20 protein-coding genes and 1 tRNA gene are annotated in these 17,965 nt (G+C 41.4%); 8 read left to right on the top strand and 13 right to left on the bottom strand.

Features of this window, described 5'->3' with window-relative positions; all coding sequences use genetic code 11:
* Nucleotides 1-82 precede the first annotated feature (82 nt).
* The 11 genes from pstB to NIES1031_RS09940 all read right to left on the bottom strand — a co-directional run bounded on the left by pstB (nt 83) and on the right by NIES1031_RS09940 (nt 9,975).
* Nucleotides 83-862 carry a phosphate ABC transporter ATP-binding protein PstB gene (gene pstB, locus NIES1031_RS09985; RefSeq protein WP_073549255.1) on the bottom strand — a complete coding sequence of 260 codons (780 nt, stop codon included), beginning with the start codon at nt 860-862 and terminating at the stop codon, nt 83-85.
* A complete protein-coding gene (pstA, locus tag NIES1031_RS09980) occupies nt 856-1,776 on the bottom strand; it encodes a phosphate ABC transporter permease PstA (RefSeq protein ID WP_073549254.1) in 921 nt (306 codons plus the stop codon). Before pstA ends, pstB begins: the two co-directional genes overlap by 7 nt.
* Nucleotides 1,777-1,778: 2 nt before the next feature.
* Nucleotides 1,779-2,705, bottom strand: a complete 927-nt coding sequence (gene pstC, locus NIES1031_RS09975) for a phosphate ABC transporter permease subunit PstC (RefSeq protein WP_143167741.1) — start codon at nt 2,703-2,705, stop codon at nt 1,779-1,781.
* 146 nt (nt 2,706-2,851) lie between these two features.
* Entirely contained in the window at nt 2,852-3,892 is a 1,041-nt protein-coding gene (locus tag NIES1031_RS09970; protein WP_143167754.1) for a phosphate ABC transporter substrate-binding protein PstS family protein, read from the bottom strand.
* A gap of 278 nt (nt 3,893-4,170) precedes the next feature.
* Nucleotides 4,171-4,482, bottom strand: a complete 312-nt coding sequence (locus NIES1031_RS24850; RefSeq protein WP_218596735.1) for a GNAT family N-acetyltransferase — start codon at nt 4,480-4,482, stop codon at nt 4,171-4,173.
* A 65-nt stretch (nt 4,483-4,547) separates the two neighbouring features.
* Nucleotides 4,548-4,823: a hypothetical protein gene (locus tag NIES1031_RS24845; RefSeq protein WP_218596734.1), complete on the bottom strand. Its 276-nt coding sequence runs from the start codon at nt 4,821-4,823 to the stop codon at nt 4,548-4,550.
* Between the two features lie 193 nt (nt 4,824-5,016).
* Nucleotides 5,017-5,496, bottom strand: a complete 480-nt coding sequence (locus NIES1031_RS09960) for a hypothetical protein (protein WP_073549252.1) — start codon at nt 5,494-5,496, stop codon at nt 5,017-5,019.
* 110 nt (nt 5,497-5,606) lie between these two features.
* On the bottom strand, nt 5,607-7,055 hold the full coding sequence (gltX, locus tag NIES1031_RS09955) for a glutamate--tRNA ligase (RefSeq protein WP_073549251.1): 1,449 nt from the start codon (nt 7,053-7,055) through the stop codon (nt 5,607-5,609).
* A 108-nt stretch (nt 7,056-7,163) separates the two neighbouring features.
* Nucleotides 7,164-7,237, bottom strand: a tRNA-Asp gene (locus NIES1031_RS09950).
* 50 nt (nt 7,238-7,287) lie between these two features.
* Nucleotides 7,288-8,427 carry an esterase-like activity of phytase family protein gene (locus NIES1031_RS09945; protein WP_236738786.1) on the bottom strand — a complete coding sequence of 380 codons (1,140 nt, stop codon included), beginning with the start codon at nt 8,425-8,427 and terminating at the stop codon, nt 7,288-7,290.
* 81 nt (nt 8,428-8,508) lie between these two features.
* Entirely contained in the window at nt 8,509-9,975 is a 1,467-nt protein-coding gene (locus NIES1031_RS09940) for a TM0106 family RecB-like putative nuclease (RefSeq protein ID WP_084544301.1), read from the bottom strand.
* 126 nt (nt 9,976-10,101) lie between these two features.
* Between NIES1031_RS09940 and NIES1031_RS09935 the strand changes: the two genes are divergently transcribed.
* The 8 genes from NIES1031_RS09935 (at nt 10,102) to NIES1031_RS09905 (ending at nt 16,028) form a co-directional block, all read left to right on the top strand.
* Nucleotides 10,102-11,292: an aminotransferase class V-fold PLP-dependent enzyme gene (locus NIES1031_RS09935; protein WP_178378097.1), complete on the top strand. Its 1,191-nt coding sequence runs from the start codon at nt 10,102-10,104 to the stop codon at nt 11,290-11,292.
* Nucleotides 11,293-11,405: 113 nt separating this feature from the next.
* A complete protein-coding gene (locus NIES1031_RS09930; RefSeq protein WP_073549248.1) occupies nt 11,406-12,479 on the top strand; it encodes a glycosyl transferase in 1,074 nt (357 codons plus the stop codon).
* A 10-nt stretch (nt 12,480-12,489) separates the two neighbouring features.
* Nucleotides 12,490-12,903 (top strand): secondary thiamine-phosphate synthase enzyme YjbQ, encoded by a 414-nt coding sequence (locus tag NIES1031_RS09925; protein ID WP_073549247.1) that lies wholly within the window; start codon nt 12,490-12,492, stop codon nt 12,901-12,903.
* A gap of 272 nt (nt 12,904-13,175) precedes the next feature.
* Nucleotides 13,176-13,508, top strand: coding sequence for a hypothetical protein (locus NIES1031_RS09920; RefSeq protein ID WP_073549246.1), 333 nt, complete (start codon nt 13,176-13,178; stop codon nt 13,506-13,508).
* Nucleotides 13,509-13,700: 192 nt separating this feature from the next.
* Nucleotides 13,701-14,120, top strand: a complete 420-nt coding sequence (locus tag NIES1031_RS24840; RefSeq protein ID WP_218596732.1) for a hypothetical protein — start codon at nt 13,701-13,703, stop codon at nt 14,118-14,120.
* Nucleotides 14,089-14,427 (top strand): hypothetical protein, encoded by a 339-nt coding sequence (locus tag NIES1031_RS24835; RefSeq protein WP_218596731.1) that lies wholly within the window; start codon nt 14,089-14,091, stop codon nt 14,425-14,427. The genes NIES1031_RS24840 and NIES1031_RS24835 overlap by 32 nt, the downstream gene beginning before the upstream one ends.
* A gap of 17 nt (nt 14,428-14,444) precedes the next feature.
* A complete protein-coding gene (locus tag NIES1031_RS09910) occupies nt 14,445-15,254 on the top strand; it encodes a Nif3-like dinuclear metal center hexameric protein (protein ID WP_073549397.1) in 810 nt (269 codons plus the stop codon).
* 465 nt (nt 15,255-15,719) lie between these two features.
* Complete coding sequence (locus tag NIES1031_RS09905; protein ID WP_015188739.1) at nt 15,720-16,028, top strand: DUF6679 family protein; 309 nt, start codon at nt 15,720-15,722, stop codon at nt 16,026-16,028.
* 56 nt (nt 16,029-16,084) lie between these two features.
* On the opposite strand, the gene NIES1031_RS09900 is transcribed toward NIES1031_RS09905, so the two are convergent.
* Together NIES1031_RS09900 and NIES1031_RS25985 are read right to left on the bottom strand one after the other, a co-directional pair.
* The gene (locus NIES1031_RS09900; protein WP_073549245.1) at nt 16,085-17,740 is read right to left on the bottom strand and encodes an MBL fold metallo-hydrolase; all 1,656 of its coding nucleotides are present in this window, start codon (nt 17,738-17,740) and stop codon (nt 16,085-16,087) included.
* Between the two features lie 96 nt (nt 17,741-17,836).
* Entirely contained in the window at nt 17,837-17,959 is a 123-nt protein-coding gene (locus tag NIES1031_RS25985) for a hypothetical protein (protein ID WP_015188741.1), read from the bottom strand.
* Nucleotides 17,960-17,965 lie beyond the last annotated feature (6 nt).

The following is a 17,965-nucleotide window of genomic DNA, read 5'->3' as shown; positions in this document are numbered from 1 at the left end:
CTAGTAAACTAGACTGATTCATATTACTTACAAAATACCTGGATATCCCTCATTTTCTAGCTACCAAATATTAACTACTCTCCTACCCAAATCTACCGCGAATATAATCCTCAGTTTGTTTCTTATTAGGATGTGTAAACATTTGCTTTGTGTGTTCAAACTCGATAATTTCACCAAGATACATAAAAGCTGTGTAATCTGAAATGCGCGCAGCTTGCTGCATATTGTGCGTCACAATTAAGATTGTTACTTGTTCTTTTAATCGAGTAATTAATGCTTCAATGCTACTTGTAGAGATTGGATCGAGTGCTGATGTAGGTTCATCAAAAAGAATTATTTCGGGGTTTGTTGCTAAGGCGCGTGCAATACACAACCGCTGCTGTTGTCCGCCAGAAAGATTGAAAGCTAAATCGTACAAGCGATCTTTCACTTCATCCCAAAGCGCAGCATTGTGTAAAGCTTGTTCTACTTTTTCATCGATGATATTGCGTCGCGATTCGCCTCGCACGCGCAATCCATACGCTACATTTTCATAAATTGATTTTGGGAAGGGATTTGGCTTTTGAAACACCATACTAATCCGCATTCGGATTTCAATGGGATCGATGCGACGACTTAAAATATTTATTCGTTCAGAATCGAGTATAATTTCCCCTTCGTAACGATTACCAGGATAAAGATCGTGCATCCGATTAAAACAGCGTAGTAAGGTAGTTTTACCACACCCTGAAGGTCCAATTAAAGCTGTTACTTTATTTTCTGGTACAAGCAAACTGATATTTTTCAACGCCTGTACTGTGCCATAGTAAAAGTTCAGGTTGTTAACTTTAGCTTTAGTTTTAATGGATGTTGCTTCTACCATTTGATTTGCTTACGGATACGATAGCGGAGATAAATTGCCAAAGCATTCATTCCTAATGTCATACAGATTAATACGACACCAGCAGCAGCAGCATTAATTTGAAAATCTGGTTCAGGACGCGATACCCAATTAAACATTTGAATTGGCATTACTGTAAAGGGCGCTTGTAACCAACTGAAAGAAATGTAAGGAAATTCTGCTTTGATGGGTGGATCGGGTAAAAAAGCAATAAACGTTAGCGCCCCGATTGTAATTAAAGGTGCAGTCTCACCAACTGCACGTGATAAACCAATGATAACACCAGTAAGAATACTACCAATTGAGTAGGGTAACACATGATCACAAATTGTTTGCCATTTACTTGCACCCATTGCGTAAGCTGCTTCGCGGATACTGTTAGGAATTGCGCGTAATGCTTCGCGTGTCGTAACAATAACGATTGGTAAAACAAGTAACGCAAGAGTTAATCCCGCAGTAAGAACACTTTCACCTAAATTGAATTGATAGACAAATAAACCCAATGCTAAAAGTCCGTAAATAATTGAAGGAACACCTGCTAGGTTAGTTACATTGATTTCGATTAACCCTGTTAACCAATTTTTCCCAGCATATTCTTCTAAATAAATTCCCGAAGCAATTCCCACAGGTATGGAGGCGATCGCAGTGACAATCATCACAAGAATTGTTCCTACCCAAGCAGCTAAAATTCCTGCTTCTTCGGGCTTCCGGCTAGGAAAAGATATTAAAAATTGCCACGATAAACGAGGTAAGCCATCAATAAATAAATCTAGAATCAATGTAATAAGTGTTACAATTCCTACTAATATAGACAACAAGCCAACGACAGCAAACAAACCTTGCCAAAGTTTATTACGGGCAATAATTGTTTTAATTTGTTGTAAGTCTTGCTGCATAATTAGTATTTTTCGCGATAACGTCTGCTGAGAAAATAACCAAAAATATTAAGAACTAAAGTCATTAATACCAGCGTTAGCCCAGCAGCAAAGATTGTTTGGTACTCTAAACTACCATGAGGTAAATCGCCTAGACTAACTGAGACAATATAGGCGGTAATTGTTGCAGCTTCATTCATCGGATTCCAGGTGAGAGTCGGTTGTAAACCAGCAGCGATCGCCACAATCATTGTTTCACCAACTGCACGCGAAATTCCCAAAATATAAGCTGCTGTAATTCCTGAAATGGCTGCGGGAAAGACAACTTTTAACGCTGTTTGTAAGCGCGTCGCACCCATTGCGTACGAACCTTCGCGTAGTTGCACAGGGACAGATCGCATCGCATCTTCACTAACTGAACTGACATAGGGAATAATCATAATTCCCATCACAATGCCAGCACTTAACATATTAAATCCAGGAAGATCCCATAAAAAGTTTTGTAATAAAGGTGTTACAAATAAAAGCGCAAAATAACCATAAACTACTGTCGGAATACCAGCTAATAACTCTAAACACGGTTTAATCAATTCACGAAATCGAAAAGGTGCAAATTCACTTAAATAAATTGCTGCTATAGTTCCTAAAGGTACTGCGACTGACAAAGCCACAGTAGTCGTTACTAACGTACCCGAAAGTAGTGGTAAAATTCCATAATGCGCATCATCAAATAGCGGCGACCATTGTGTATCTGTGAGAAAGTTTATTAAAGAAACCTCTCTAAAAAAAGTTATTGATTCATACACCAAAATTCCAATAATGGCAATCGTTGTTGCTACGGAAGAACAAGCAGCGAGAAATAATAAAATTTCAATTGCTTTCTCCTGAATATTCCGCAGTAATCTTGATGATGAGGGTTTTATTGTAATTTGTAGTTGCCTTTCTACCATAATGTAAGTACATCTTATGCGCCTGGCGAATGAATTCGCGGCTTAAAAATCAAGTCCACGTACGTGGACTGAAGAAAAATTTTATGGTTGAGCGATTAGAAATCAGCTTTATGCTAACTACTAATCGCGAGTTTTATAACTATTATTTACAGTCTAGCTTCACGCTGTAATAATTCTTCAATACGCAGTCCAACAGCTTCTTTGCCTCCGAAGACCGTTCCTACTTTATTTTGTCGGAAATGGTTACTTGCTAAAGTGTAAGCACGGGCGGGTAAAGCTACATAACCAACTTCACTCACTAATTTAGGCGCATTGCTGATGTAGTAGTTGATGAATTGTTTTACATCCTCTCTACCTGCTGCTTTAGCGTTTACGTAAATAAATAAAGGACGCGATAAAGGTTGGTATGTACCGTTTTCTACTGCTGCTCTAGAAGGTAACACAGGTTTACCGTTACCATTATCAATTGCTAAGGCTTTTAAGCGATTTTTGTTGGCTTCGTAGTACGCATAACCAAAATAACCTAAAGCACCGCGATCGCGGCTGACTCCTTGTACAAGGACGTTATCATCTTCACTAGCTGTGTAGTCTGTGCGGCTAGACTTTGCTTTACCTACTACCGCTTCAGTAAAGTATTCAAAAGTTCCTGAATCTGCGCCAGGACCATACAATTTCATTGGAGAATTGGGAAATCCTTTACGTACTTGACTCCAATTCGTAATCTTACCTTGGGCAGCTGGTTCCCAAATGCGCTTCAACTCGGCGACAGTCATGCTGTTTACCCAGTTGTTTCTAGGATTGACAACGACTGTTAAAGCGTCGTAAGCTACGGGAATTTCGATGTATTGAATCCCAGCGCTCTTACAAGCTGCCATTTCTTCAGCTTTAATTGGTCGAGAAGCGTTAGAAATTTCGGTTTCGCCACGACAGAACTTTTTAAAGCCACCTCCAGTACCAGAAATACCAACTGTGACTCGCGTTCTCCCGCCGTTTTGTTTTTGAAAGTCTTCGGCTACAGCTTCAGTAATGGGGAAAACTGTACTAGAACCATCAACTCGGATTGTCGTTGGATTTTGAGAACGCACTGCGGGTATTGACAAACCAATTGTTGCACCCGCTACGAAAAGAGAGGTGATCGCTTTTCGAGTTGTCACATTTGCTTGCAAGTGACCAAGTTTGATACTCATTTTGTGACGCAGCATATTATCTGTGTATTGATTCTAAAAACACGTAGAAATCTCACTACAGATAGAATACTGGTCTATGGTTAAGAGGCTATAATAAATGGTTAGAAAAAAGTTAACCTTTGGTTAACTGTCGCGATCTTGCTGCTCAAAGTTTTGTATCACTACGATGAGTAAAAGTAAAAGTAATTGTTGATAGTCAGCATAAAGTTAAGTAGCTATCCACTCAAAACCAAGTTTTTCATAACACCTGATCGCGATCGCATTATCGGCTTTCACATTTAAACCGATATATTCCACGCTACAACTTTTTTACTCAACCCTTGTCCGCGAAATTGTGGATGCGTTGCAATTTTTCCTAAGGCTGCGACTTTGTACTGTGGCGAATATACATGGACTCCTGCGATACTAACAAGCGTGTTGCCGCATCGAATACCGTAGTAATATCCAGTTGCTAGCATCCGCGAATCAAAACAGTTTTCTGGATAACTCACGGGATAAAATTCTGCTATTTCATCTGCATCTTCTACTGTAAGTTGAACAACTTCAGATGTATCAAACTTAGTTGAAAACTGACTATTAGTTAAAGCCATTTTGTTATGCAAGCCGTGGGATTGTACTTGATAATCCTCAGCAAATATTTGAGCTAAGTTTCCACTTAGATGCGTATAATTCGTCTTGGAAGAAGATGTATGGTTGACTGTAGTAGACGTGTCATTAAATTTGGTTCTACTGTCAAACCCAAAAGTACAGGTAGATCAGAACCTGTATATATTAAAACAACTTGCTTCAGCGTATCTTCGTGTAAGCCGTACCAAGTTGTGTGTCGCCAGAAAAAATTGTCTAAATCTCCAACACTGTAGAGATGGAGAAAAGTATTTTGACATAGTAGTGTCTCAATTTCATTTTTATCATGCAAACAAACTGTTGTCATGAGGACTTACGCAAAAACTATTTGAAATTTAGATATATACGAGGGAATCACAGACGCCATTCGACTGAAGTCGAGGCTACACAAACGAAGTTCAAATAGTCCTTGAACTTAGTTTGTGTAGCTGTGAATTTATTTGCGATCGCATTCGTGCTTTTTATCCTTTGTGGTTATTTCTAAAAACCTACAATTTAGACTAGCGCTCTTTAGTCATTCTCAAAATATAAGGATAATAATTATCTCGATCAAACGAACCTACCCAGATATCATAGCTACCAGCTAGCCACTCTCCGCCGATACCAGGATTTTTTCCTTCTGCGTCATCGTTACACCAAGTACCACCAAAACCGCGCACAATAATAGTAGTATCTTGAGGACTTTGTATCTGAAGTCGGAGATACTCAAAAAAGTCTTTTAATACTAAAGTGTGATCGGGTTCTGCATCGACGAAACCGACACATAGTCCATTCACAGTTTCAGTTCTTCCTGCTACTTTTTGGGCTGGTACTGAACCACCACTAATTCCTCTCAGCGTCAAAGGTGAGGAGAAATTGCGATCAATTGTTACATTCTCGAATAGTGGTGCTGGCTGTGCTTGAACTTTGGGTATTCTGAGTCCAACAATAGCGATAGAAATCGCTAAAATTACGCTTAAATTTAGCACTTTGTTGGGCATTCTGGATTTATCAAAGTCATAGATGGAATAGCAGAACCTTACTCCTTCATTCATTCGACTTCTGGAAAACCAAGATAGTTCCAAAAAAGCCCGCCGCAGCAGGCTTTGTTTTAGTGAACAGTTGCGATCGCACTTTCTAATCTTGGTTTATCGAACTGGCGTTGATGTAAAATAACCCAAGATTGAATTAAGTCTGGACCTTGCATATCTCCAGTTAAGGCTGCACGCAGCGATCGCATGACCAATCCTTTCTTGACATTCTTTTCTTTGACAACGTGTTTAATAATTTCCTGACTACTTGCTTCGGTTAATTCCGTTCTATTATTGAGTGCAGCTAAAACACCTTCAAGTACTGCTTTAGAACCTTCTTGCTGTAATTGATGCATTGCATCGTCGCTGTAGGTCAACGAATTAGTAAAATATAGCCAACTCATTTCTACCGCATCTTTGAGACGAGTTAAACTAGGACCAATGACACTGGCGATCTTTTCTAACCAAACGCGATCGCCGATCGGGTCAAATTCATACCCTGCAGCTTGCCAATATGGTATCAATAAATCTGTCAGTTTCTTGGCAGGCATTGCGTGCAGATACTGACTATTAATCCAATCTAACTTTGCCCAGTCAAATTTTGCCCCAGCTTTATTAACGCGTTCAAAACCGAATTGCTGCGCCGCTTCTTCCAAAGTAAACAATTCCTGTGTTGAATCTGGCGGCGACCAACCGAGTAAAGTCATATAATTGACCATCGCTTCGGCGACAAAGCCCATTTCTTTAAAGTCAAAAATCGATGTTACTCCGTCGCGTTTGGAAAGCTTGCGTCCCTCTGCGTTTAAAATCAGGGGTGTATGCGCGAACTCTGGAACAGTTGCCCCAAAAGCTTCATAAAGTAGAATTTGCTTAGCAGTATTGGCAATGTGGTCTTCTCCGCGGATCACATGGGTAATTTGCATATCGATGTCATCGACAACCACGGCAAAATTATACAACGGTTGACCGATGTCCCCAGCTTGCGCCGCACGGGCGATTACCATATCGCCTCCCAAGTCACTACCGCACCAACTCATGTGTCCGCGCACCATGTCATTCCAGACAATTTCGCGATCGTCTTCTATCTTGAAACGAATCACTGGACGACGCCCTTCGGCTGCAAACGCGGCTTGTTGTTCGGGTGTGAGATTGCGATGGCGGTTATCGTAACGCGGCGCTTCATTGCGGGCTTTTTGGGCTTCGCGCATGGCGTTGAGTTCTTCTTCCGAACAATAGCAGTAGTATGCTAGCCCTTGATCGAGTAGATCTTGAACTTTTTGGCGATACACATCCAAACGGTGTGACTGAAAGATTGGTCCTTCGTCCCAATTCAATCCTAACCACGTTAAACCGTCGAGGATATTTTGCGTGTATTCTTCACGCGATCGCTCTGTATCAGTATCCTCAATTCGTAGAATAAACTGACCGCCATGATGACGAGCAAATAACCAGTTAAATACCGCAGTTCTTGCAGTTCCAATGTGTAGATTCCCTGTAGGACTAGGGGCGATCCGAACTCTAACAGTCATGTTAACTTTAGATTTTAGCTGTAAGGTTTAACAGGTGTAGCAGATAACGCTTCTACTACCCTATGAGCATAGGTTTATTATCCTAACCTATGTCTTATCTACTAGGAACGGGACTGACGGGGCTCGAACCCGCAACTTCCGCCGTGACAGGGCGGTGCTCTAACCAATTGAACTACAGTCCCAATTTTTGACCGATTTCTATCATCGCATACTTTTCTAGATTTGTCAAACTTTATCTAATCTCAATGGCGAGGAATTGAGTACGCTGCGCAGGCTGAAAGTTGTTATCACTGACGAGCAGGAGTGATCGCCCATCCGTTAATGCGGGTCCTAAAGTCACGCCTTCGATGTTATCTAATGTGACGTTTTTTAAGGTTTTGAGGTCGAGCAACAATCTTTTTTTGACAGGTTTGATACTGCTAATCTCAACCTGACGTAGACTCTCGATATCACTTATATCATCGGCGTCTGTTAAGGAGACTTCGTACAAGCGAATGCTGTATCCTAAGCCTGTAAATGCACGTTCTAAGCTAATAAAATTGCCATTGTCATCGACAGCGAATAAATCAACAAGCCCAACACGCATAAATCGAGGTAAATTGATTTGTGTTGGTACAGCTTCGGTAATGTAAAGATATTCATGCGATCGCTTGCCCGAACGTAAGTCATATTGCAAAATTCGACATGGCGAACTCGTATCAGGTTGCCCTATTGGTTCATCTTGCAGCAATGCATTCTCGGTGGCGGTATAGAGATATTGCTGATTGGGTGTCACTGTCAAACTTTCAAATGCATTATTATTCCGAATACCGCGATCGCGGCTTGCTGTGGGTAAAAATCGTTCGGGTATGGGCAGTGATCGCAATTCTTTCCCACTTGTTAAGGAGAATTCTTTGATAAACGGATTGATTAATCTTTGCGCATCACCTTCAGAGGAAATAAACACCGTTTCGCGATTCGTTAACGCAATTCCCTCCGCATCGATACGATATCTTTCAAAAGGTTGATTTTCTGTGTTTAACAGAGTCGTTACGTTTAAAGGTGTCACATTACCCTGTTGCAATCCCTGATTTATGTTAATTTGCAATGTATAAAATCGCGCTAGTGCTTTTTCGCTGCGATCATCAGACACTGCGTAATAGACATCTTTTGTAGAATCATAAGTAATTCCTGATAACCCACCGAGTTCTGTACCTTGAAAAGAAAACCCAGTAGGAATTGTTGCTTCTCCTAAAAAATTAACTGCGGTGACTGGTACTGCGGGTGTGGTTTGCCGTGTAATAAAAATAACAGCAAATAATAAACTAAGGAAAATTAATATAATTGGCTGTAATAGTTTGCGGCTCAATGACATATAGGGTGTTTTAATCATTTGGAGATCAAATAGAGGATTAACTATAGCAATCGAAGGGATGCTTACATCGTCTCTTCTAGGAGGTTTTAACCCTGATCTCTATGGGCAAGGCAGTGCCTTAGTCCTCTGCTCTCTAACCTCTGCGATCGCAATAAAATCTAATAACCAATCTTTGACATGACGTGTCGCATGACAGTCGTCTTCGTTGTAGCGGACAATCGCATCTAATAACGCGCGGTCGCCTGTAGCTAACCACTGATCGTACCAATAAATACAATGCGAACCATTTGCTTGTGGATCGCGCCACTCGAACCCTAACCAACGCGCGATCGCTTTTAAAGTATAATTTTCTACTGGTAAAGCAACCGTTTGGATAACTTGCTCATACACATCTACAAACCGCGCTAGAAGTGTTTTAATTTGCGATCGTGGAGTGTGATAAAGCTTACCTAAGCGTTTGACTGTATCGACTTCATACGCACAAAAATGATAAATTGGTGCAGTCGGATACTGGTGAACTAAATCTAAAAATTGCTGCCAAACAGTTTCTTCTTGAGCGGGTGTTTCGGCTAAAAATTCATGAAATGTTTCGGTTCCTGTTTGACGATCAATGACTAATATTCCTAGCAAGTAATCTAAATTAAGATCAGGTTCGGCTTCGATATCAAAGTAAAGTTCTATCGGTGCAGGTGATACAGCTATCTCACAAGTTGTATTTAACAAAATTGGACGATTTTCAAATACGGCTTGCGCTTGTAAAACTAACTTGTGTGCGACTTGGCGATCAAATCCTGGTAGCGATTCTAATTGTGTAGGATTGACTTGAGTCAGAGATTCGAGAGTAACAACGTTTAAAGCTTGTAATTGCGTGTAGCGATTAGGAGTGACTCCAGGAATGAGCGAGAGATGTTGTTGATCTTTTGCGATCGCATAACACTGACTGTACCAACGACAAAGACTACATCGCTGTCGCGAAATAAAAACTTCGGGTGCTAATTCTGCTTCTAAGATTTCCAGACAGCGATCTAAACTACGCTGCATCTGCGATGTCCATCTTGCAACATCTACAGTATAAACTTCTGGACGACGCAGAAATAACCATGCTGTTTTTGGTGCAATTCCTTGAATTTGCTCTAATACGTGCGCGTTGTACGCCGCGATAATTTGATACTCTAACTTAGGGCGCTTTCCCAATTCGATTTGCGCAGGAATATAAACCCAATCACCGAAAGATGACTTTCCTGGTTGTTTGATCAGTAAATCTGGACGACTGAGCAGGGTATATTTTTCTAGATAGGTAGTGAGTAAGATTCCTTGACTAATACGCTCAACGCCTTGCTGCATAAGTTCGAGTGTTGCGATCGCACCTGCTTCCCAGTTTCCTTTGTAATAATCAGGTTGCTGATGATTTTGTTGCGCTAAAGCATTTTGTTGATGAATTAATTTGTCTTGTTGTAGTCGTAGTAAAAACTCACTCGGAGAATCTCGCTGGCTGCGATCGCCATGAGTATCCAAAAAAGCGCGTCTTTGACAACGTTGATATTGCAGCAGCAGTTCAGCAGTCATTAGCATGACTCTAGACTAGCAATTTTAAGAGGTTAGGGGTCAGAGGAGATATTTTAGGTTTCCTGATTCCTTTATTATGAGTGCGATCGCGTCATACTATTCACTAACAGCGAGCTACTTCTAACAATGATAAGTATTTCTGCTACTCAGACTGAACAACACCGACAACAATTTCCCGCTTTAGCAAATAAGGCTTATTTTAACTATGGTGGTCAAGGACCAATGCCGCAAGCGGCGATCGATGCTATTAATCAAGCACAAGAATATATTCAAACATATGGTCCTTTTTCGACAAAGGTGAATAGTTGGATAGTTGAGGAGGTCAGACAAACGCGAGAAGCGATCGCCTCAGAACTCAATGTCCCAACTGACACAATAACAATTACCGAAGATGTCACAGTGGGCTGTAACATTGCCTTATGGGGTATCGATTGGCAAGCAGGCGATCGCATTTTACTTACCGACTGCGAACACCCAGGAGTCATCGCGACAACGCAAGAAATTTCCCGACGTTTCAATGTCGAAGTTTCTTTTTGTCCAATTATGGCAACTCTGAATGGCGGCGATCCTGCGGAAGTGATTGCGCAAAACCTTACCCCAAATACGCGACTCGTTGTTTTAAGTCATATTCTTTGGAATACAGGTCAGGTTTTACCTGTGAACAAAATTGCGCAAGTTTGCCGCGAGTACAATAGTAGAATACAAATTTTAGTCGATGCAGCGCAGTCAGTTGGGTTATTACCGTTAAATTTAACTGAACTTGAAGCAGACTTTTATGCTTTTACAGGTCATAAATGGTGGTGTGGTCCAATGGGCGTGGGTGGATTATATATCCGTCCCGAAGCTAGGGAATCACTGCAACCAACGTTTATCGGCTGGCGTAGTATCACGATGGATAGCCGAGGTAAGCCTGTAGATTGGCAACCGGATGGACGACGCTATGAAGTCGCCACTTCTGCCTTTGGACAGTATTGCGGATTAAGAGCAGCGATCGCAACGCATCAACAATGGGGAAGCGCAAAACAACGCTACGAACAAATTCTGCAACTGAGTCACTATCTTTGGCAACGGTTAAACGAACTTTCTGATATTCTCTGTTTACGCGCTACTCCACCCGAATCGAGTCTTGTTTCTTTTCAGTTAAAACAAAAACAACCTGGTAGTCATAAACAGCTAGTACAGTACTTAGAATCACAAAACATGATGACGCGGACACTCCTCGATCCTGATTGCATTCGTGGGTGTGTTCACTACTTCACGACAACAAGTGAGATCGATCAACTCATTACCGGAATCGAAAGTTATTGTAGAAAGTGACTAGTGGTTAGTAGCTAGTTTTAAGTTTTGAATTAAAAGAATTGTCTTAAATCTCTTAAACTCATAACTCAACATTCATAACTCACAACTCCCTGACCTCTGACCCCTAATATATGTCTCCCATTATCTACGTAGCCGTTACCAGTCACGGATTTGGTCATGCAGCGCGGACTGCATCGGTTGTTGCGACGATCAAAAAACTCTGTCCAGAAACGTTGGTAATTTTCGTTACTACAACACCACGTTGGTTTCTCGAATCATACTTTCAAAATGATTTTATCTACCGTCCGCGATCGTTTGATGTTGGTGTAGTACAAAGCGATAGTCTCAAAATGGACAAAGCCGCCACACTCGAAAAAATGCAGCATATCCGCAGTCAACAAAACGCAATTGTCGCCGGAGAAGTTAACTTTATCAAGCAAAATCGCGTCGATTTAATCTTAGCGGATGTTCCCCATTTAGCTAGCGTAATTGGGAAAACCGCAAATGTTCCGTGTTGGACTATCAGCAATTTTGGTTGGGACTTTATTTATCGTGATTGGGGAAGTGAATTTCAGGAAATCGCGGATTGGATTTCCGATTGCTACAGTCAGTGCGATCGCTTACTCCGCCTACCATTCCACGAACCCATGAGTGCGTTTCAAAATATCACAGACTTTGGGCTACCTGGTGGTTCTCCATCCCACCAATCTGATGCGCTACGATCTAAATGGAAGATCACAACACCAAAAGAGCGCACAATCTTATTAACTTTCGGTGGCTTGGGCTTACAGCAAATTCCATACAATAATGTACAACGATTTCCCGATTGGCAATTTATCACGTTTGCGCGTAACGCCCCAGATTTACCTAACTTACTTAAAATCAGCGATCCGCAGTATCGTCCAGTTGATTTTATGCAGCTTTGTGGCAGAGTTGTTTCCAAACCTGGTTTTAGTACATTCGCCGAAGCAATTCACCAACAGGTGCCTATTATTACTCTGACCCGTGATGATTTTGCGGAAGCAGCTTTGTTGATTGAAGGAATTACAGATTATGCGCATCACCAAGTTATTAGCCCAGACGAATTTTTCCACAGTGGTTGGGAATTTCTCGAACAAGCACCTTTGACACCAAGAAAGTCGCAAGGAATTGCCCTCGATGGTAATGAAGCGATCGCCCATGCTGTTTTAGACTATTTTCAGTAATTCACTAACGATGCATTACCAAAAAATCTTAAGAATTCCCACGCAAGGCAAGTCTCTTAATAATGTGACTACCAAAATTGAATCAATTGTTGCTGAATCAGTTATAGAAACAGGAATTTGTCATCTCTTTTTACGTCATACTTCGGCTAGTCTTGTGATTCAAGAAAATGCCGATCCTGACGTACTAAAAGATTTAGAAAACTTCTTAGCGAAACTCGTTCCTGAAGATGCTTATTACATCCACAGCGCTGAAGGATCTGATGATATGCCAGCACATATTCGTACAGTACTTACGCATACATCAGAACAAATTCCGATTGCTAAAGGTGAGTTATTGTTAGGTACTTGGCAAGGTATATATATTTGGGAGCATCGACGGCGTAGCCATAATAGAGAACTTGTTGTTCACATTACGGGAATGTAAGAAGCGTTTGGCTGATTGCTTTCATGCATTTGATTGTTGCTGCGGGTTCAATCGTTAAGCGTTTTTCTATTAACCTGTGCCTTAATAATTAAGCATTATTACTGTAAATAAGTAACTTAACTTCTATAGTACGGATAACCTGTAACAAAGAATACGGTTTTTTCGACAGATATAGCCTGACAAGTTTCTCTCTAATGAGAGAGCAAACTAATTTTTAAATTTTCTACATTGAATTTAGTAAGTTCATGAGGTTCAACTTACTAAAAAGTATTATGGCTAAGCAACTCGAAAAGAAACCAATCGAACAGCCTGTAAGTCGAGATTGGCATACACGCAAGGAACCAACTGCTAAAGAAAGAAATTTAACCGTTAACCCTGGTGATATTGTCACGGATGAATCAAAATCTGTTGAAGAAAAAGCGCAGCAAGTTGCTGTAGATACGCCAGATATCACAGGTGACTGGATTTTAGTTCCAACGTACTTTATTGTCGAATACCCAGACGGTGAAAAACAAGCTCTACACCATGTAAGAGATGCCAAAAAAATTTCTGATGTCATTCGTCTAGCACGAGTCGATGACAAAGGAAATCGTATTTGGTGGTAAAGATTGACGCCAGATTCTTGCTTGATTCAGTGAGATTTAGTAGTAGGTAATAGAGAGTAGAAAATTGTGTTGAGTTAAGTAAAACCTGCTCTAAATTATACGTAGGCTACTTCTCTATAAACCTACTCTTTTAACATGGTTTTTATCTTTATAGGCAGTGAAATTCCTTGAGATTTCAGGGTGCAAATTTTAATGGTTAATGTATTTAATCCAAATCAATTAAGTTCTCAAAGTACATCAGAACTTAAAGCTGAACTATTAGAGCGAGTTACAGGACGAGATACTGATTCTTTAAATACTAAAGTTCAGTATCATAAAAATATACTGACACCATATATTGAGGAGTTGACGCAACGAAATCCCTATCCAGTAGCAGCAGAACAAATTCCCCTTGTTCTTGGCGTTTGGACACCTATATGGTCAACGATACCTTTTCACGATACTCTACCAGGGCGCAGTAGAGAACAATCGTATCAAATTTTTCATGATGACAGCTACTACGCTAACATTGCTCGATATACTCCAGGACAAAATACTTTCTGGCAAAAAACTGTCTACGAAATTACCAGCAATCGATTTAATGGTACTGCAAAAGTATGCCGTACGAGATAACAAATGGTACATCCAAAATGTAGGTATTGAGCAGGCTTTTCGGAATCGAGAAGTTCCTTTAACGATTGAAGATGCAGACAACTGGTTTAGTAGTGTAGTTAATAATAAATTTCAATCGGTACAAGAAGAACTTCCGCAAGCGCTTGATTTAAAATTAGACCGCAAGACTGTGAAGAAATTGGAGAAAACTTACTTAGCGACTCCCCAGTTGGAGCATCTTTATGTAGATCGCGATCTCCGAATTGTGAGAAAGCAACGTGAAGCATCGCAGCGACCAAGTTATACAATTGCTGTACGCAGACAGTGAATCAAGTTAGACAGCATATGAAAATTGCGGAACTAATCGCTTGGTTTGAAGCATGGGCAAATCCGGCTTGGCAAGAAAGCTGGGATAATTGTGGCTGGCAGATTGAACCTGGAGTTTTAGAAGAATCAGCACAGGTGCTTGTTTGCTTGACTCCCACTCTAGCAGTGATGGAAGAAGCGATCGCCCTCCAAAATGTAGGTACTCCTGTCAATTTGATTTTTGCCCACCATCCTTTGATTTTTAAGCCAGTTAAATCTTTACAAACTGGAGATGCGATCACCGAAATAACACGATTGTCATTTCATCATCAAATTGGCATTTACACAGCGCATACGAATTTCGATCAAGTTGCTGATGGTACGGCTGATGTCCTAGCGCAGGTGTTAGAACTCAAGCACGCTACACCCATTGTAGAAACGCAAGCAGGCTTAGGATACGGTCGTGTAGGGGTTCTAGAGCCTACTTTAACTTTACAGGAACTTCTTACCAAAATTTACACTCAGTTACACCCACCTGATCTCATCTTCTCTCCTGAAGCAAATCGAAAGCAAACAATTGAACGTCTTGCCGTATTAGGTGGTTCAGGAGCTAGTTTTATCTCAGATGTTGTTAAAACTGGTGCACAAGCCTATTTAACGTCTGATTGTAAATTCCATCAATTTCAGGAAAGTCGCGATCGCGGTTTAATTCTCATCGACGCCGGACATTATGCGACTGAACGCCCTGCTTGCGCCCAACTCGTTGCAAAATTGCAAAATTTAAGCCTTGAGTGGGTACAATTAAGCCAAAAAGATGAAGATTTTAGGCAATTTTACGGTAAATATTAACTAATAATTTTGCTAGAAAAAAGATGAAGTATCGCAAAACAATGAGTTAAGATCATTTACATTAGGATCAAGCTACGCGAGTCCCTCGACTCGAACTGATATCACTTAAATACAAAGTGGTAACAAAGATTACCGAATTTACGGTAGAAATGTGTATGTTTCGCTCATGAGAAACAAAGTTCTAGTCAATGGCAAACATCGGCTTGATCGAGGCAAACGCCTAATTGCTGTACACTAAAACCTAATCTTTAAACAATGCTGCGAAGCAAACATTCCAAGCTCAGTAGCAACCATCTAGCTAGCGACTCAGGAGGCACATGAAACTAAAAACAATAAAAGTTGCTGGCAAGATTGCCGCACATAACTAAAAGTGGAAATTGTTCACTCTGAGCAGTATTTAACTGGGATTACACCCCAGAACTATGTACAGATTTAACTTACGTTGTAAAAGGGCAGAAGCGATAGATGCTACACCGCAAGATTTATCAACTGTGTGGCGACGGGCGTGAAGTATGCGTTTTCTTGCGGGACCAGCAACGCTGGATAGAACGCGCCCGCATCATCGACATTGAAGGTGATTTAGTTACCCTGCGTTATGAAACAGAAGAAGAAGACGAAGTTTGCTCTTGGGAAGAAATGGTTCGTCTCGAAAGCATTGGTGCTGTGACACAAAAGTTAGCTTCAGTACCACGCGGTAACGCTGAACCTTTAGTTTCCGAGGATTGTCCCGAAGCAGAACGCATTCGTCGTTACACCGACTCGAATCCCGATTAAAACAGTTAGAGAGAAAGTAGGAAGCCTTAAAACTTCTTACTTTCTCAACTTACAAATTATTCTTCATTACTACTACGTTCATATACAGGACAGTAACCTTCGGGTGTCACCTTAAACCCGAATAAAGGAGATGATTGATTCCAGCATCGCTGTCCGCGTTGAAATTTACAAGTAGCGCAGCAACTGACTTCGCTAGCGATGAGGCGATCGCTGGTTTGATTCAGCAACTCCCGCTGTGACAAACCGCGAATAACTAATTCTTCACCTTGCCAACGGGCTTCAACTAATCCTGTATCCGCAAAAACACGCCAACGAGGATCGGCAATGATGGCTTCCGGTAGTGTGATTGTAATTACTGTACCCAACTCATTTAGTTCACCTTCATAGTTAGTTTCTGGCGCTGCTGGTTGAATAAAAGTATCGCCAACGGGTAAATCTACTGCTGTCCCACTCGCCGGCGAATGCAAATGGTAGCGATTTTGTAACTCATCTAAGCTGGTGAGATCTGCTAAATAAGCAGGCGAACCATGAACAAAAATAACGTGCTGTGGTCGTAGATTGTGAATCAGTTGCGTAATTCCAGGACCATCGCTATGTTGTGCTAGTAAATACGTTTCTACGGTAGTTGAGGGTTGCGGTGCTAATTCTGGCAAAGACTGAGGATGAGGAAGTAAACGCCCTGGTTTTTCTGGAAAGAGAATCAGCCAAGGACCAGTTTCGGGCTGGCAATATTGTTGTAAATCTGCGTTTTCGTCAGTAATCACAATACACGGCAATTTGCCAACATCAGTGCGCTGTTGTGGTGTTAACCTACGCATTCGCGGACGTACGCGTTCATCCCAAAATAATGGTTGATGGCGAGCAAAGTTTTGTACTGCTGCAGGTAGTTGAGGTAGCATTTCTAGGTAAGCATCGCAGCCAGTAGCGACCATCCCATCAACCCAAATATCTAAATCGCGACCAGTAAAACTGTGATGACTCCGCAGTAACATGAGAATTTCTTGTCCAATTCCCAGCGTTGGAGTTGGCATTAAAACACAGTAACCTTGAGCGATCGCGCGATTGATGCGTTCAGCAAGTTGATTTTCTTGCGATCGCCGATGCGGATGGCGTGCAGTTCCGTAGCTTCCTTCAATTATTAAGACATCAGGCTTCAATCCGCGCAATTCCTCCAACGGCATTCCTTCAACTAAGCGCGAATTCGATAAAAAGAAGTCTCCTGTATAGAGTAACGTATACGTCCGCTGTGGTGTAGTGTACGTCAATAAAATTGCGGCTGCACCTGGTAAATGTCCCGCCGGAAACAACTCCGCACTCAAACCATCTTGAAACTCCACAGGCGATCGCCACGGTAATGCTTGACAAAACTGCGGAATGTTCTGTGTCCCTAACCAGTTGAGGGGTAATAATTGCGTTGTCGCTTCGCTAGCGTAGATGGGTAACGAAGGAAAAGCCTGATGTAGTGCAAGTAAGCCTTGGGCGTGATCGGGATGCGCGTGACTGCATAAAACTAAATCGGCTGGTGGCGATCGCTTCCCTTTTTTCAAGATAGAAATATCGTCAATGCCACAGTCGAGTAAAATGCGATAAGGTCCCATCCGTACTAATAAACACACGCCTTCATCAGCATGATGAACGCTGTACGGGAAACATTCTAGTTCGGAACTTGTTTCTCCAGCAGGACGGGAGGCTGTAGGTATACGATCACTCATGTAGACCTCTACCTAAACCCAGTGCAAGCTAAAAGCTAGAAAATAGACGATCTGATTAATGAATCTCACCCCTGATTTAACCAAGCGATCGCTGTTTTAGTGAGCAGAACCATTACCATGATAATTATCTGTGTCATAAAAGCCGTTTTTAGTACCAAAGAATAAGCACGATACTGTAAAAATGACTGTCAATCCCACGAGAATCAGCTTTACATCCATTTTTTC

The organism is Chroogloeocystis siderophila 5.2 s.c.1, assembly GCF_001904655.1.
Lineage (GTDB): Bacteria > Cyanobacteriota > Cyanobacteriia > Cyanobacteriales > Chroococcidiopsidaceae > Chroogloeocystis > Chroogloeocystis siderophila.
The sequence above is the reverse complement of the archived record's forward strand: the minus strand, read 5'-3'. Positions and strand labels throughout refer to the sequence as shown.

Coding starts and splice junctions, on each gene's coding strand:
- NIES1031_RS09945 (WP_236738786.1), bottom strand. CDS start 8,427: ATGATTAAAACACCCTATATGTCATTGAGCCGCAAACTATTACAGCCA.
- pstA (WP_073549254.1), bottom strand. CDS start 1,776: ATGCAGCAAGACTTACAACAAATTAAAACAATTATTGCCCGTAATAAA.
- NIES1031_RS24835 (WP_218596731.1), top strand. CDS start 14,089: ATGGTACTGCAAAAGTATGCCGTACGAGATAACAAATGGTACATCCAA.
- NIES1031_RS09900 (WP_073549245.1), bottom strand. CDS start 17,740: ATGAGTGATCGTATACCTACAGCCTCCCGTCCTGCTGGAGAAACAAGT.
- NIES1031_RS09970 (WP_143167754.1), bottom strand. CDS start 3,892: ATGAGTATCAAACTTGGTCACTTGCAAGCAAATGTGACAACTCGAAAA.
- gltX (WP_073549251.1), bottom strand. CDS start 7,055: ATGACTGTTAGAGTTCGGATCGCCCCTAGTCCTACAGGGAATCTACAC.
- NIES1031_RS25985 (WP_015188741.1), bottom strand. CDS start 17,959: ATGGATGTAAAGCTGATTCTCGTGGGATTGACAGTCATTTTTACAGTA.
- NIES1031_RS09910 (WP_073549397.1), top strand. CDS start 14,445: ATGAAAATTGCGGAACTAATCGCTTGGTTTGAAGCATGGGCAAATCCG.
- NIES1031_RS24840 (WP_218596732.1), top strand. CDS start 13,701: ATGGTTAATGTATTTAATCCAAATCAATTAAGTTCTCAAAGTACATCA.
- NIES1031_RS09920 (WP_073549246.1), top strand. CDS start 13,176: ATGGCTAAGCAACTCGAAAAGAAACCAATCGAACAGCCTGTAAGTCGA.
- pstB (WP_073549255.1), bottom strand. CDS start 862: ATGGTAGAAGCAACATCCATTAAAACTAAAGCTAAAGTTAACAACCTG.
- NIES1031_RS09925 (WP_073549247.1), top strand. CDS start 12,490: ATGCATTACCAAAAAATCTTAAGAATTCCCACGCAAGGCAAGTCTCTT.
- NIES1031_RS09935 (WP_178378097.1), top strand. CDS start 10,102: ATGATAAGTATTTCTGCTACTCAGACTGAACAACACCGACAACAATTT.
- NIES1031_RS09905 (WP_015188739.1), top strand. CDS start 15,720: ATGCTACACCGCAAGATTTATCAACTGTGTGGCGACGGGCGTGAAGTA.
- NIES1031_RS24850 (WP_218596735.1), bottom strand. CDS start 4,482: ATGGCTTTAACTAATAGTCAGTTTTCAACTAAGTTTGATACATCTGAA.
- NIES1031_RS09960 (WP_073549252.1), bottom strand. CDS start 5,496: ATGCCCAACAAAGTGCTAAATTTAAGCGTAATTTTAGCGATTTCTATC.
- pstC (WP_143167741.1), bottom strand. CDS start 2,705: ATGGTAGAAAGGCAACTACAAATTACAATAAAACCCTCATCATCAAGA.
- NIES1031_RS09940 (WP_084544301.1), bottom strand. CDS start 9,975: ATGACTGCTGAACTGCTGCTGCAATATCAACGTTGTCAAAGACGCGCT.
- NIES1031_RS09930 (WP_073549248.1), top strand. CDS start 11,406: ATGTCTCCCATTATCTACGTAGCCGTTACCAGTCACGGATTTGGTCAT.
- NIES1031_RS24845 (WP_218596734.1), bottom strand. CDS start 4,823: ATGACAACAGTTTGTTTGCATGATAAAAATGAAATTGAGACACTACTA.